The sequence below is a fragment of the Vibrio sp. 11986-1-5 genome (genome assembly GCF_963878025.1).
Classification (GTDB): Bacteria; Pseudomonadota; Gammaproteobacteria; order Enterobacterales; family Vibrionaceae; genus Vibrio; species Vibrio injensis.
The window spans coordinates 515,200-530,044 of sequence record NZ_CAWNVW010000011.1; the positions used below are offsets into that span (position 1 = coordinate 515,200).

At 43.2% G+C, this 14,845-nt stretch carries 10 protein-coding genes and 1 riboswitch; of the genes, 7 read left to right on the plus strand and 3 right to left on the minus strand.

Annotated features, from left to right (window positions below; translation table 11 throughout):
• Positions 1 to 227: 227 nt before the first annotated feature.
• The 3 genes from glgC (at position 228) to AACS00_RS05330 (ending at position 3,929) form a co-directional block, all read left to right on the plus strand.
• Complete coding sequence (glgC, locus tag AACS00_RS05320) at positions 228 to 1,445, plus strand: glucose-1-phosphate adenylyltransferase (RefSeq protein ID WP_110166719.1); 1,218 nt, start codon at positions 228 to 230, stop codon at positions 1,443 to 1,445.
• On the plus strand, positions 1,399 to 2,901 hold the full coding sequence (gene glgA / locus AACS00_RS05325; protein WP_110166720.1) for a glycogen synthase GlgA: 1,503 nt from the start codon (positions 1,399 to 1,401) through the stop codon (positions 2,899 to 2,901). The genes glgC and glgA overlap by 47 nt, the downstream gene beginning before the upstream one ends.
• Before the next feature lie 203 nt (positions 2,902 to 3,104).
• Entirely contained in the window at positions 3,105 to 3,929 is an 825-nt protein-coding gene (locus tag AACS00_RS05330; protein ID WP_072669574.1) for an alpha/beta fold hydrolase, read from the plus strand.
• A gap of 243 nt (positions 3,930 to 4,172) precedes the next feature.
• On the opposite strand, the gene AACS00_RS05335 is transcribed toward AACS00_RS05330, so the two are convergent.
• From AACS00_RS05335 to elyC, 3 genes are all read right to left on the minus strand, one after another.
• Complete coding sequence (locus AACS00_RS05335) at positions 4,173 to 4,763, minus strand: TfoX/Sxy family DNA transformation protein (protein ID WP_110166721.1); 591 nt, start codon at positions 4,761 to 4,763, stop codon at positions 4,173 to 4,175.
• A 116-nt stretch (positions 4,764 to 4,879) separates the two neighbouring features.
• Positions 4,880 to 4,962, minus strand: a riboswitch (cyclic di-GMP riboswitch).
• A 201-nt stretch (positions 4,963 to 5,163) separates the two neighbouring features.
• Entirely contained in the window at positions 5,164 to 6,171 is a 1,008-nt protein-coding gene (gene purR, locus AACS00_RS05340; protein WP_072669572.1) for an HTH-type transcriptional repressor PurR, read from the minus strand.
• 375 nt (positions 6,172 to 6,546) lie between these two features.
• Positions 6,547 to 7,353 (minus strand): envelope biogenesis factor ElyC, encoded by an 807-nt coding sequence (elyC, locus tag AACS00_RS05345; protein WP_110166722.1) that lies wholly within the window; start codon positions 7,351 to 7,353, stop codon positions 6,547 to 6,549.
• A gap of 115 nt (positions 7,354 to 7,468) precedes the next feature.
• On the opposite strand from elyC, the gene cmoM reads away from it, so the two are divergent.
• From cmoM to mukB, 4 genes are read left to right on the plus strand one after another with little or no spacing between them, the layout of a single operon-like run.
• A complete protein-coding gene (gene cmoM / locus AACS00_RS05350) occupies positions 7,469 to 8,263 on the plus strand; it encodes a tRNA uridine 5-oxyacetic acid(34) methyltransferase CmoM (protein ID WP_072669570.1) in 795 nt (264 codons plus the stop codon).
• The gene (mukF, locus tag AACS00_RS05355; protein ID WP_110166723.1) at positions 8,260 to 9,597 is read left to right on the plus strand and encodes a chromosome partition protein MukF; all 1,338 of its coding nucleotides are present in this window, start codon (positions 8,260 to 8,262) and stop codon (positions 9,595 to 9,597) included. The genes cmoM and mukF overlap by 4 nt, the downstream gene beginning before the upstream one ends.
• The gene (gene mukE / locus AACS00_RS05360; protein WP_181397470.1) at positions 9,578 to 10,306 is read left to right on the plus strand and encodes a chromosome partition protein MukE; all 729 of its coding nucleotides are present in this window, start codon (positions 9,578 to 9,580) and stop codon (positions 10,304 to 10,306) included. The genes mukF and mukE overlap by 20 nt, the downstream gene beginning before the upstream one ends.
• Positions 10,303 to 14,760, plus strand: a complete 4,458-nt coding sequence (gene mukB, locus AACS00_RS05365; protein WP_110166725.1) for a chromosome partition protein MukB — start codon at positions 10,303 to 10,305, stop codon at positions 14,758 to 14,760. Before mukE ends, mukB begins: the two co-directional genes overlap by 4 nt.
• The last annotated feature ends 85 nt before the right edge of the window (positions 14,761 to 14,845 follow it).

Here is a 14,845-nt window from a genome sequence, read left to right on the forward strand (position 1 = left end):
TGATGCGTTAATTGTGAACAAGATTAGGAGTTCAATAGATTGGCTGTTTTACTGGCTCAAAATAGACAATTGCCATTTGTATTTTTATGCAAACGCTATAAAGTAATACACAACCAATTGCACTTTTCGTGGCTGGCCGAAAGGCCGTAATAAACTAAGGATAGTATCGTCATCCCCCCAATAGTATTGACATGATGATAATCAATAAAACTTAATGGAGAATAATAATGACCGGTGTACTAGGAATGATTCTGGCTGGTGGTGAAGGCTCAAGATTAAAGCCTTTAACTGAATCGCGTACTAAACCTGCCGTGCCATTTGGTGGTAGTTATCGCTTAATAGACTTTGCGCTCAATAATTTTGTGAATGCGGATTTAATGCGAATTTATGTACTTACGCAATTTAAATCTCAATCGCTGTATCTACATATGAAAAAAGGGTGGAACATATCCAGTATTCGCGGCAGTTTTATTGACTCCATACCAGCACAGATGCGTGATGGTAAGCGCTGGTATGAAGGTACGGCTGACGCCATTTATCAGAATTTACGTTTTATTGAAATCTCTGAAGCGGATGACGTGTGTATCTTTGGTTCTGATCATATCTATAAAATGGATATTCGTCAGATGCTTGATTTCCACCGTCGAATGGAAGCAAAGCTGACCGTGTCGGCTATTCGTATGCCCCTTTCACAGGCTTCTCAATTTGGTGTTATCGAAGTTGATGTCACAGGGAAGATGATTGGTTTTGAAGAGAAACCACAATACCCTAAATCGATACCGGGTGAGCCAGAATGGGCATTGGTTTCAATGGGTAACTATATTTTTGATACTGAAACATTATGCCGTGAACTTCGTGAAGATGCTGCTAATGAGCAATCAAGCCACGATTTTGGCAAAGATATCATCCCTAAAATGTTTCCGCAGGGCGAGGTCTTCGTTTATGATTTCTCAACCAATAAAATCAAAGGTGAGAAGGGCGAAGCCTACTGGCGTGATGTCGGAACGATAGAGTCTTATTGGTCTGCTCATATGGATTTATTGCAAAAAGATGCACCATTTTCTCTTTATAACCGCAGTTGGCCTTTACATACTCATTATCCACCGTTACCACCGGCGACCTTTGTCAATGAAGGCGAGAAAAAGGTTTGTATCACCGATAGTTTAATTTCGGCGGGAAGTTATATTCAAGGCGCAAAAATTTATAAATCCGTGCTAGGCTTTCGAACGAATATTGGTGCAGGCTCATGGATCAGTGAATCGATTATTCTCGGTGATGTTAAAATTGGTGCAGGTTGTACAATTAAGCGCACCATCATTGATAAAGATGTTGAGATTGCCCCAGGAACGGTGATTGGAGAAGATCTACAATTAGATAGGCAGCGCTTCCACGTCTCTGATGAAGGCATTGTGGTCATCGAAAAAGGAACGAAAGTTGGATTCTAATCTTGAAAAAATGAATATTTGGTTTGTTGTATCCGAAGCAGAAGGTTTAGTGAAGAGCGGTGGTTTAGCTGATGTCGCGAAAGCTTTACCAAAAGCATTACAGGAGTTAGGTCATCAGGTAGCCATTGTGCTACCTGCTTATCGTTCAATTCCAAATAAAATGGATTTTCCCGTTATACTTGAAACCGAGTTAACCCATTGGCCCCATACCCGCTATCAAGTTAGGCAAGGTGAGCTGGACGGCGTTGTGGTTTATCTGGTTGATTGTGACGCTTATTTTGACCGACCAGAAATGTATGCGGAACACAATCAAGCTTACGCAGATAATGGTGAACGTTTTGGCTTTTTCTCGGCGGCAAGCTTGGATATTTTGCCCAAGCTGAACATAAAACCCACCATCATTCATGCCAATGATTGGCACACGGGTTTAGTGCCGTTTTTATTAAAAACTCGCTATCGTGAAGATCCTTATTTTTTCGGGGTCAAGTCAGTACTGACCATTCATAATGCCATTTTCAAAGGTATTTTTTCTTATTACCAATTGGAAGTTATCCCTGAGTTAAATCTCTCTGGGATGGAGTTTCTACAGTACGGGAATGATCATGTTAGTATGCTACGCGCTGGTATCGCTTTTGCCGATAAGATCAATGCAGTGAGTCCTAACTATGCTTCTGAATTATTGACGCCGTTAGGTTCTCATGGATTAGTGGATGATTTTGTACGTCGAGCACGAGATTTACATGGTATTGTCAATGGATGCGATTATTCTGAATGGAGCCCTCTAACAGATCGGTATATTCCTCAGACTTATCATGCTGAGCGCCAATCACTGACTCTTGGAAAATCAGCCAGTAAATTGGCCTTACAACAAGAGTTAAATTTACCACAAGTCGCTACGCCTCTGTTTGGTATGGTTTGTCGTTTGACTCATCAAAAAGGGTTTCATTATTTATTGCCTATTCTTGAGTCGTTTTTACGCAATCAGGTACAAGTGGTGATCGTCGGTACTGGTGAACCGGAAATTGCGGCAGCATTACATAAAATGGCAGCACATCACCCTGATAGGTTAGGGTTCGTTGAGACTTACAGTAATCGTCTTGCCCATTTAGTCGAGGCTGGAGCGGATTTTTTCCTGATGCCTTCAGAGTTTGAAGCTTGTGGACTAAACCAAATCTACAGTATGGCTTATGGTACTTTACCTATTGTACGAGAGGTCGGCGGTTTAAAAGATACCGTACAAGATTATGATAAGTATCCGCAGCAAGCGACGGGATTTGGTTTTCAAGAGCCATCGCCTTCAGCATTATTGATCACAATGCAAAGAGCATTACTATTTTATCTACAGCAACCAGAAGAGATGCTCAATGTTCAAATACGAGCGATGAGCAAAGATTTTGGCTGGCGCGAGTCTGCCCTTGAATATATAAAAATGTATCGCTTAGCTATTTTTGACTAATGCGAGTAAAGGCTAGAAGTGCATACAAGTGCTTGGTGAGCGGATAGCCTATTATTCCTTTTCTGAATTATGTTCTTCTGTACCGATGGGGAGCGTTTCCTCATCGGTCTACTCACAATAGTTTTTTACAACTCAAAAACGATTTTTGACACTAAAATATGCTAATCTCTCAGTATCAATGATTTTGATTTTCTGTGGTATCCATGTCTCAATCTTTACTGTTCCATAAAGTCTATCCACACCCAACTAGCCGAGAATGGGTGGTGTTTGTGCATGGCGCTGGCGGAAGCTCATCTATTTGGTTTAAACAGATCAAAGCGTACAAACAGCATTTTAACTTGTTATTGATTGATTTACGCGGTCACGGAAAATCTCATCGTATTATCAAAGATCTGATTACTAATCGATATACTTTTAAAACGGTGACCATCGACGTCCTCAAAGTACTGGATCACTTGAAAATAGCTTCAGCTCATTTTGTCGGGATGTCTTTGGGCACGATCATCGTGCGTAATATTGCCGAATTATCTGCTCAGCGAGTTCGCTCTATGGTATTAGGTGGGGCGGTTACTCGCTTGAATATTCGTTCGCAACTATTAGTTAAGCTCGGTCATTTAAGTAAACATCTCATCCCCTATATGTGGTTATATCGTCTGTTTGCTTACATTGTGATGCCACAACGCAGTCAGAAAGAGTCTCGTCATTTGTTTGTTCGAGAAGCTAAAAAATTGTGTCAGCAAGAATTTAAACGTTGGTTTACGTTGACTGCCGAAGTGAATCCATTAATGCGTTATTTTAAAGATAGAGAATTGCCTATTCCGACGTTGTATTTAATGGGAGAGCGTGATTACATGTTTATTCGCCCAGTACGTGAAATGGTCGCCGCTCATCGGCAAAGTGAGCTGTTGGAGCTTCCAAACTGTGGGCATGTTTGTAATGTCGAACAACCGGAGTTGTTTAACCAGCTGTCGATTCAATTTATCCAGCGGCAAAGCACACCAACCACTTTATCTCATTCTGTGCTTTAATTTCTCCATTTGCTAATAGAAGAATACGATTGTGAGGCAGCTAGGTTTAGTTGCCCTAGTTTTATTATGTTGTTGATTTATAACGATAGCGATGGAAGGGGATGGCTTGCAGTTTTGTCCATTCAAGTCGTGTCAATGATACCGAAATGATGAATTTCAAACGGCTATAATATCTATCAGGGTAAGTGATTACGGATCAATATGCCCGCTACGCCTGACTGGCTAGCGGGCTAGGTATCTGAATTAGAATAGGCTTTTTTTCAGTTCTTCTCGGCGGCTTGGGGGGATAACCGACCAGTGTTTACCTTCAATTGCCCCTTCTAATGCCCACAATAGTTCTACACTGACATCCGATGAGTGACTTTGTCTAATTGCTTGATAAGCCGCAACAGAACCAGCTTGTTGTAACTGATCAACGGAGTGAATACCTGCTTTTTTAAGCATCCGTTCAGTCGCTAAGCGCAAGTTAGGCAGGTCTTTTAAGCGAGTGGGTTTCGTTTGCTCTTGTTGCTCTCGCTCAGCTTTTGCATGGCGTAATGCAGTGGTTGCTTCTTGCAAGATATAGTTTGGATTAAGCCAACAGGTATCAGGTAACGCAAAGTATTTAGTCACCACAGGAAAGCCCCGTTTTTTATAAACATAGGGCAGATAGCCTCTTGCGGAAAAAACTTTGACCGATTCATCGTCAGCTCGAAGATGCAGTTGATTATTGACAACTAAAGCGAACATGGTGTCATCGACAAAAATCCCGAAGCCACCAAACATTGAGCGCGACTTGACCTGGCCAAGCAGTTCGAATAGTCGCATTGAATCTTTTAATACGGGTTTATCCATGCTGTTATTCTCGGTGTATTAAGCAATTCGCCAGCAAAATCAGGTCCGAGAAAATAGCAAAAAGTCAAAAAGCATAATAGTAAGGGGAGTTGACTTCTTCTTTTGGCTATTTTGTCATCGGCAACCCCGCTACCTACCACTTTGGTTTAGGCCGGAGGCTTTGCGTCCCATCTTTTCAGATGGTTTGCCCTGTGCGTGACACGTTTCATTATTGACAAAATAGTATAACGTGGATGTATAAAATAAACAAATCATTGAATAAGTATCACACTCAGTCATCACTAGTATGCCTTTTATTTCATTGGTAGTGTGAATGGTTTGGGTATTAATAGCTCCAATCATAGCCTAGAGTTATGATTGGAGCTTGTGATTTATGATGGGGTAATGAAGTGCTTATCTATTAATTAGTGAGTTTTTTGACTGAATCACGCTCAACGATTTCTGGGTGCATTTCAAAAATACGTCTCTCATGTTCTTTATCTTTAATACGTTCTAACAATATTTCAAAGGCATTTTTACCTACACGGCGTTTAGGTTGGTGCACAGTGGTCAGTGGTGGAGAAAAATATTCAGCTAACTCAATATTGTCATAACCAATAACAGACATATCGTCTGGTACGCGTACGCCACGTTGCTGTAAACGGCTGATTAAGCCTAATGCCATGGTGTCATTAAAGCAAAACACCGCAGTAGGGCGTGTATCCATCGCAATGATTTTATCCGCGGCCAGAACGGCAGTATCGCATTCGAAGTTACCTTCTAAGATCCAATCTTCTTTAACGGTTAGGTTAGCTTCTGCCATGGCACGACGAAAACCGGCAATACGCTCCTGACAGGCGGCTTTAACAAAGTGACCGCTTAGACAAGCGATTTCAGTGTGCCCATTTTCGATCAAATATTTTGTAGCCAGATAACCCCCTTCTTCAGAGTTATCAATGATTTTATCCGCTTGTGACGTTTGTGGGCCCCAATCCATAATAACTTTAGGGATGGAGGGATGACTGTCTAACATCTCAAGTAACTCTTCCGTTAAATCGGAGCACATGACCAACATACCGTCGACCCGCTTTTCAGCAAGCATGCGAATATAATCACGCTGTTTCTCGTAGATACCACCAGTATTACAGAGAATGAGTGTGTAGCCTTGGCGGTAACAATAACTTTCAACCCCATCGATTACTTCAGAAAAAAATAAGTTGGTTGATTGAGTCACTAGCATACCGATTGTACGCGTTGTATTACATTTTAAGCTGCGTGCGACCGCGCTCGGTGCATAATTCAGCTGTTTAACAGCGTCCAAGACTTTTTCTTGGGTGGTTTCTGCCACAAAACGAGTTTTATTGATGACATGAGATACGGTTGTTGTTGATACGCCCGCTAGGCGTGCAACGTCTTTAATCGTAGCCATAAAATTATCCTGTCGATGACTGCTCGGTGTTGAGACAACTGGAGCAGTAGTTGTGTGCCCGAAAATGCAATCATCCTACTAGGGAGTGTGATAGACGAGAGGTTTGCCAAGGGTATTACCGGAGCTGCCCTTTATGCAAAGTCTCATGATTCGGGTATAGGCTAACGTCAGCCTAAAAGTAATAAAAACACAAAAACCGCTGTTAAATAGCGGCCTATTGGTTACATTTAATCTTGTTGATAACCAGCAAGATTCTAGACTGCAACGCAGTAACTCGCAATCAAATTCGGCCCATAATCCTTCCATTTAATGCTAAATAGGTACAATGTTTATCAAGTTGTGCACACCACCACTTTTCGACTGATAACGAGAAAATCAGTTACCCTCTATCATAGGTTTTGATTCAGGCAACTTAGGTTCATGAGTGACCCAGTCGCGCATCGTTTGCCAAATGAGCCCCATGGTTTCATACCAATATCGTTCAGTTTGCTCTAAATAGAGCGCTCTTGGGGTATATTTATCCCAAGCTTGGCTGATATTAGTTTGAGCTAGATAATTGGTTGGTGCTGGGATTGGGTTTAGCCCAGCAGATTGAAACTCATTGATTGCTCGGGTCATGTGACTGGCCGAAGTGACCAGAACTAAAGTGCGCTGCTGAACAAAAGCCGCTGCTTGTCTCGCTTCTTCCCACGTATCTTGCGCGGTTTCAAGCAAAATAATGTCCGATTTAGCAACACCAAGCGCCAGCGCAACTTTAGCCAACATACGTGCATGGCTAATTTCACTACCTCCTGTATAGCCGGACAAGATAAGTTTTGAACCGGGATACATTCGCATGACACGAATACCTTCCGTCAGACGCATTAAAGCGGCTCGAGTGAGTTCTGAGGTTGGTGGAATGCTATCATCAACGACATGACCATTACCTAGTACCATTACGTAATCGATAGTACCTTCAACTGGTAAAAAAGCGCTGTACTGACGCTCCAAAGGCATCAATAACTGACTGGAGATTGGTTGAAAAGAAATGGCGAATAAACTGGACAAAGAAAACAATACTACTAGGCAACCAGTTTTACGCTTAGCGGTAAACATAATCAGCATTAAGCCGATAAAACCAATCAACAGCAGCGCTGGTAATGGCATCAGTAGAGAAGAAACGATTTTTTTCAGCTCAAACATAGATTAAATAGTCCGAAAAAACAGCACTTGATAATAAAATCAGCGAAAGGTCCTTTATTCCTGCCATTCCTATGACAGAATAGCAGCACGATTTATTATCATAACTCAAGCTACTGTGACTGAAGATCGCAATTTCGACGATATTGCCCACAAATTTGCAAAAAATATTTACGGCTCTGACAAAGGCGAGATTCGTCAAGTCATTGTTTGGGATGATCTCACGCAAATTTTGACCCATTTTAACGGCCAAACAACACCACTGCATGTTTTGGATGCGGGCGGTGGCCTTGCGCAAATGTCGCAAAAACTCGCGAGGCTTGGTCATCAGATTACATTATGTGATCTTTCGCAAGAGATGCTCGATTTGGCCAAACAAGAAGTGACTGGCCAAGGGTTATTAGAGAGGTTTCGCTTTGTGCATTCCTCGGTACAAGCTGTGCAGCAACACTTGACGGAGCCCGTTGATATCATTTTATTTCATGCAGTGATGGAATGGTTGACCGATCCCCAAGAGGCTTTACAGCAGTTATTAACACTGGTACGTCCCGGCGGTATTGTCTCGGTGATGTTTTACAACCAACATGGCTTAGTTTATAAAAATGCGGTATGTGGCAATATTCCACATATTTTAAATGGCATGCCACATCGTAAACGATTTAAATTACAGCCACAAAAAGGGCTGATCCCCGCTGATGTATATCAGTGGATTGAACATGCTGGATATCAAATCATGGGTAAGTCAGGTATTCGCTGCTTTAGTGACTATATCGGCAATATGGCCAATATGGGCGAGTTTGAGTTTGCAGACCTGTTGGCATTAGAGCAACAATTTTGCCGCCAAGAGCCTTATCTATCTTTAGGACGCTACATCCATGTTTGGGCTAGGAAACAACCACAGGAAGAACAATGAGTGATATGACTCACAATGCGACTGAACAACCGATTGATGAACTCGTCAGTTGGGTGAAGCAGCACGATTTTTCTTTGAACTTACCTGCTGAACGGCTGGCGTTTTTAATAGCGATTGCTGTATTGAGCCATGAAAAATTCGATGAAGAATTAGGTGAAGGAGAATTGCATGATGCATTTGCAATTGTTAGCCGCCTATTTACTGAAACGGGTGAAGTCTCTGCATTTCGGGCTAATAATGCTATTAATGAACTGGTTAAACAGCGTTTGCTCAGTCGTTTTACTAGTGAGGTTACCGATGGCGCAAGTATTTATCGCTTATCTCCCTTAGCGATTGGCATTACCGATTATTATGTTCGTCATCGTCAATTCTCGAAATTAAAACTCTCTATTCAACTCTCTTTGTTAGCAGATGAAATGGCTAAAGCGGTTAAATCGGCTCAGCAAGGTGGTACACCCGCACATTGGAAAAAGAATGTTTATGGTGTATTAAAATACTCAGTGAGTGAAATCTTTGATCGTATCGATCTTAACCAACGCGTCTTGGATGAGCAGCAGCAATCAGTGAAACAACAAATAGCCGATCTATTGAATAAAGATTGGCGAGAAGCGATTCATAATTGTGAAAGTTTATTGTCTGAAACCTCATCAACATTACGAGAATTGCAAGATACGCTTCAAGCTGCAGGCGACGAATTACAAACTCAAATTCTTGATATTCAAGAGATTGTTTATGGCGATCCAGAATTAGAGTTTATCGATGAAGTGCTGTTTGTGCTGCAAATGAAGTTAGACCGAATCATCAGTTGGGGGCAACAAGCGATCGATTTATGGATTGGTTATGATCGTCATGTACATAAGTTCATTCGTACCGCGATCGACATGGACCAAAATCGCGCCTTCAGCCAACGTTTACGTCAGTCGTTACAGGACTATTTTTTACAGCCTTGGTTACTCACTTATGCAGAAGCAGAGCGTTTATCTGATCTGCGTGACGAGACATTGATGCTACGAGATGAAGAAGTCACCGGTCATATTCCACCACAAGTTGAATATGAAACGTTTCAAAAGGTTCACGATGAGCTTGCGGAACGTATTGCTGATATGCTCCAGAGTCACAAGCAGCAGGACCAACCAATCAACCTTGGTCATGTTCTGCGTGATTATCTTGCCGCACATCCAAGAACCCATCATTTCGATCTAGCCCGCATTGTTGTCGACCAAGCGGTTCGCTTGGGCTATTCACAATCCGACTACCAAGCCATTCAACCTGATTGGCAAGCGATTAACCAATTTGGTGCAAAGGTACAAGCTAATGTCATTGACCGATATTAACCACTACATGCCAGAAAATCTGGCTAAAGCGATTGTTAACCCGCTTTTCCCGGCTTTAGACAGCCAATTACGCGCTGGACGTCATGTGTCTAGTGATGATTTAGATAACCATGCATTTCTCAGTGATTTTGAACCTGAGTTGGCTCTTTTTTATCAGCGCTACAATACCGAGTTAGTTCGTGCTCCAGAGGGCTTTTTTTACTTACGCCCACGTTCTACTTCGTTGATCAACCGCAGCGTTCTTTCTGAATTAGATATGCTGGTTGGTAAAGTGCTGTGCTTTTTATATCTAAGTCCAGAGCGTCTTGCCCATGAAGGTTTATTTACGTATCAAGAACTCTATGAAGAGTTATTGAGTTTGACCGATGAGAAGAAATTGATGAAGCTTGCGACCAATCGTGCGCAAGGTTCAGATTTGGATAAAGAGAAACTGTTTGAAAAAGTCCGTACCTCGCTACGTCGTTTACGCCGCCTAGGGATGATTATCCATCTTGGGGAAACGACCAAATTTAGAATTACCGAGGCGGTATTTCGTTTTGGGGCCGATGTGCGTCTTGGTGACGATTTACGTCAGGCGCAATTGCGTTTGATACGAGATGGTGAAGCCGTTGTTCATAGTCAAGAGCCAAGTCAGCAAAGCTTATTGGATACGGTATCTGCTGACGAACAACATGAAGATCAACCGACATTATGGGAAGATGAAGCATGATTGAAAGAGGTAAGTATCAATCGCTGACCATGATCAATTGGAACGGCTTTTTCGCACGTACTTTTGATATTGATAATTTGGTGACGACGTTATCTGGAGGCAATGGGGCAGGTAAATCAACCACGATGGCGGCGTTTATCACCGCATTAATTCCCGATCAAAGTCTACTGCATTTTCGTAATACCACAGAAGCAGGCAGCTCTCAGGCATCTCGTGATAAAGGTCTTTACGGTAAATTACAACCTGGCGCTTGTTATGCGGCATTGGATGTGGTGAATTCTCGTCATCAACGCTTGCTGTTTGCGGTAAAACTGCAACAAGTCGCTGGCCGTGATAAAAAAGTCGATATTAAACCTTTTGTCATTCAGGGTTTACCTAGCCATATCAAACCGACGGATATTTTGATTGAAAGTGTTTCCGATCAACACGCTCGAGTGAGGCAGCTCAACGAAGTTAAAGAAGCCGTTCATGGTATTGAAGGGGCACATTTTAAATCGTTCAGTTCCATCGTTGATTATCACAGTCAAATGTTTGAATTTGGTGTGGTACCGAAAAAGCTGCGTAATAGCAGTGACCGCTCAAAATTTTATCGTCTCATTGAGGCCTCTTTATACGGAGGTATTTCCAGTGCGATTACCCGCTCATTACGCGATTACTTACTGCCACAAAATGGTGGGGTGAAAAAAGCTTTCCAAGATATGGAGTCAGCGCTGCGAGAAAACCGTATGACGCTGGAAGCGATAAAAAACACCCAAGCTGATCGTGATTTATTCAAACATTTAATCACCGAATCGACCCAATATGTTGCCGCTGATTATATGCGGCACGCCAATGAACGTCGTAGTAAAGTGCAGCAAACGTTGACCTTACGCCAAGAGTTATTTAGTGCACGTGATAGTTTGCTGGAGCACAATCGGTTATTGAATCAAGTGCACGAAGAACTGGAAACGCTGCTTGAACAAGAAGCTGCACTGGAACAGGATCATCAAAGTGCGGCCGATCATTTACAGTTAGTACAAAATGCACTGCGTCAGCAAGAAAAAATTGCCCGTTATCAAGATGATCTTGAAGAGTTGAGTTTGCGTCTTGAAGAACAGTTGATGGTGGTTGAGGAAGCGCAAGAGCGCTTAGTGATGGTTGAAGACCAAGCTACTGCTGCTGAAGAGGAAGTCGATAGTCTGAAAACTCAGCTCGCGGATTATCAACAAGCTTTGGACATTCAGCAAACGCGAGCTTTGCAGTATCAACAAGCGATGCAAGCGTTGGCCAAGGCACGTCAACAGCTCGCTGATGATAACTTGACGGCGGAAAGTGCTCAGGCGGTGATGATTGAGCTAAGTGGGCGTCAAGAGTCAACCACCAGCGAATTATTGGCGGTTAAACATAAGCTCGATATGTCTTCAGCTGCTTCAGCGCGGTTTAACGAAGCCTTGCACTTAGTGAGTCGCGTTTTAGGTGATGTGGCTCGTAGCCAAGCAGCAGAGTGTGCAAACCAGTTACTCGCTCAAGCACAGCAAGCACAACAACTCGTACAGAATGAAGCGCTATGGTATGAACAGCAGCGAGATTTACAGCACCGTATCGAACAGCAACAATCCGTGCGTCAATCGGTGGCTGAATATCATCAGCAATTTCAGGTAATGCTGGATGATCCCTCTCAATTGCAGCATGAGCGTGAGCAGCACCTTGCACTTTTGGAAGAGCTTGAACAAGCACAAGAAGCACTACGCGATCAGCGTAGTCAACAGCGTGGTCTTGAACAAGAACAGCGTAATGCGATTAAACAGCTAGAGTCACAAGCACCGGCTTGGCACCAAGCGACAGAAGCGTTGCAGCTATTGCGAGAGCAAAGTGGAGCGAGTTTAGACAGCCGTCAATCGGTAATGGCTGAAATGCAAGCCATTCTAGAGCGTGAAAAACATCAATCGGCTCAGAAAGACGCATTGGCTCAACGTCGCGAGCAATTAGAAAATGATATTGAACGTTTAGCTTCACCGGGCGGATCGAATGATCCTCGTCTTAAAGGCCTTGCCGATACCCTTGGTGGCGTTTTACTTTCTGAAATTTACGATGATATTACGTTAGAAGATGCGCCGTACTTCAGTGCCATGTACGGTCCTGCCCGCCACGCGATTGTGGTCTCTGATCTTTCAGGCATAAAAGAAAAACTGGTTGAGTTAGATGACTGTCCAGAAGATCTTTATCTGATTGAGGGTGATATTGATGCGTTCGATGACAGCTCATTTAATGCGGCAGAACTGGAAGGTGCGGTCTGTGTTCAGCTCAATCAGCGTCAAATGCGCTATTCACGTTTTCCAAAAATTCCACTGTTTGGACGTGCTGCTCGTGAGCAGCGTTTAGAACTACTGCGCGATGAGCGTGATGAAGTCGTAGAAGCGCATGCTAAGGCCGCGTTTGATTCACAAAAGTTACAGCGCTTATACCGTAGTTTTAATGATTTTGTTGCTCAGCATTTGCAAGTTGCGTTTGAGTCGGATCCTGAACAAGCACTCAGTCATGCTCGTGATGCGCTCAATCATCTTACTCGCCAGTTAGTCGAGTTAGAGCATCAGCAACAGCAACAAACCAGTCGGCGTCAATTGAGTAAACAGGCATTAGCACTATTAGAGAAGATTGCACCTAATTTTCGTTTGTTATCTGAGTCTGGATTAACCGAACGAGCTGCAGATATTGATGCCAAGTTAGCTCAGTTGATGGAAGCCAAGGCTTGGCTGAATGCACATGGTAGAACGGTTGAACAGCTCGCGCCAATTGCTTCAGCGTTAGAGGTTGATCCTGAACAGTTTGAAGTTTTAGAACAGCAGTATCTTGCTGCGGATCGTTCGCTGCAACAACTGAAGGCGCAGATTTTTGCCCTAGCGGATTTGGTTGAACGTCGTCACCACTTTGCTTACGCAGATTCGGTGGATCTTCTCAATCAAAGTAGCGAACTCAGTGAGCAGCTAAAAGCCAAGTTAGTTCAAGCCGAGAGTTTACGTCAACGTACACGAGAAGAGCTAAAACAAGCGCAAGCGCAATTCAATCAATATAATCAAGTATTAGCGTCGTTAAAAAGTGCTCATCAATCCAAATTGGAAACGATGCAAGAGTTTAAGCAAGAGCTACAGGAGTTTGGCGTACATCCAGATGAAAACGCATTATTCAGAGCTCAGCAGCACCGTGATGAGCTGCATGAACGTTTGCACAGCTCTCGTAGCCGTAAGAGTCACTATGAGCGGACAATCACCTCAACCGAAATTGAGATGAAATCGCTTGCCAAGCGATTGAAAAAATTAGAAAAAGAGTATCAAGATTTACGCACCTTCGTTGTGAATGCTAAAGCAGGATGGTGTGCGGTACTTCGTTTAGCCCGCCAAAATGATGTTGAACGTCGTTTGCATAAACGTGAATTGGCTTATTTATCGGCTGACGAGTTACGCTCCATGTCGGATAAATCGCTCGGGGCGCTACGTCTTGCCGTGGCGAATAATGAGGCGCTGCGTGATGCGCTACGTCTCTCGGAGGATAATGCTTATCCTGAACGTAAGGTACTGTTTTACATTGCGGTTTATCAGCACTTACGTGAACGAATTCGACAAGATATTATTCGTACCGATGATCCTGTCGAAGCGATTGAAGAGATGGAAGTCGAGCTAGCTCGTCTAACAGAAGAGCTGACTCAGCGGGAAAACCGATTAGCGATCAGCTCAGATTCGGTGGCGAGCATTATTCGTAAAACCATTCAACGTGAACAAAACCGGATCCGCATGCTTAACCAAGGGCTCTCGAATATCGCTTTTGGGCAAGTTAACGGTGTGCGCTTAAATGTCAAAGTTCGTGAAAGCCATGAAGTTCTGCTCAGTGGTTTAGCCGAGCAGCAAGCTCAGCATAAAGATTTGTTTGAAAGTTCACGTTATACCTTCTCAGAAGCGATGGCGAAGCTATTCCAACGAGTGAATCCCCATATCGATATGGGACAGCGTTCACCACAAATATTGGGTGAAGAGCTGCTCGATTACCGTAACTATCTAGAGTTAAGTGTTGAGGTTAATCGTGGTTCAGATGGATGGTTACAAGCTGAGTCGGGCGCATTGTCAACAGGTGAAGCGATTGGTACGGGTCAGTCCATCTTACTAATGGTCGTGCAGAGCTGGGAAGAAGAATCTCGTCGTCTACGCAGTAAAGATATTATTCCATGCCGTTTATTGTTCTTAGATGAGGCGGCACGTTTAGATGCTAAATCAATAGCAACGCTATTTGAATTGTGTGAACGTTTGGATATGCAATTGTTGATTGCGGCTCCAGAAAATATCAGCCCAGAAAGAGGAACCACCTATAAACTGGTGCGTAAGGTATTTAAAGATCACGAACACGTGCATGTCGTAGGATTACGTGGCTTCACCAGTGAAAAACCGAAAAATGAGTCTCTGCCGCTAGCCGATGCGCTTAGCTAGGGCTTAGCCACTTATCAATAAAAAGCGCCTTAAGGATAAGGCGCTTTTTTATGGTTCCGCGGAACGGTTTTTTGAAAGGGTAACA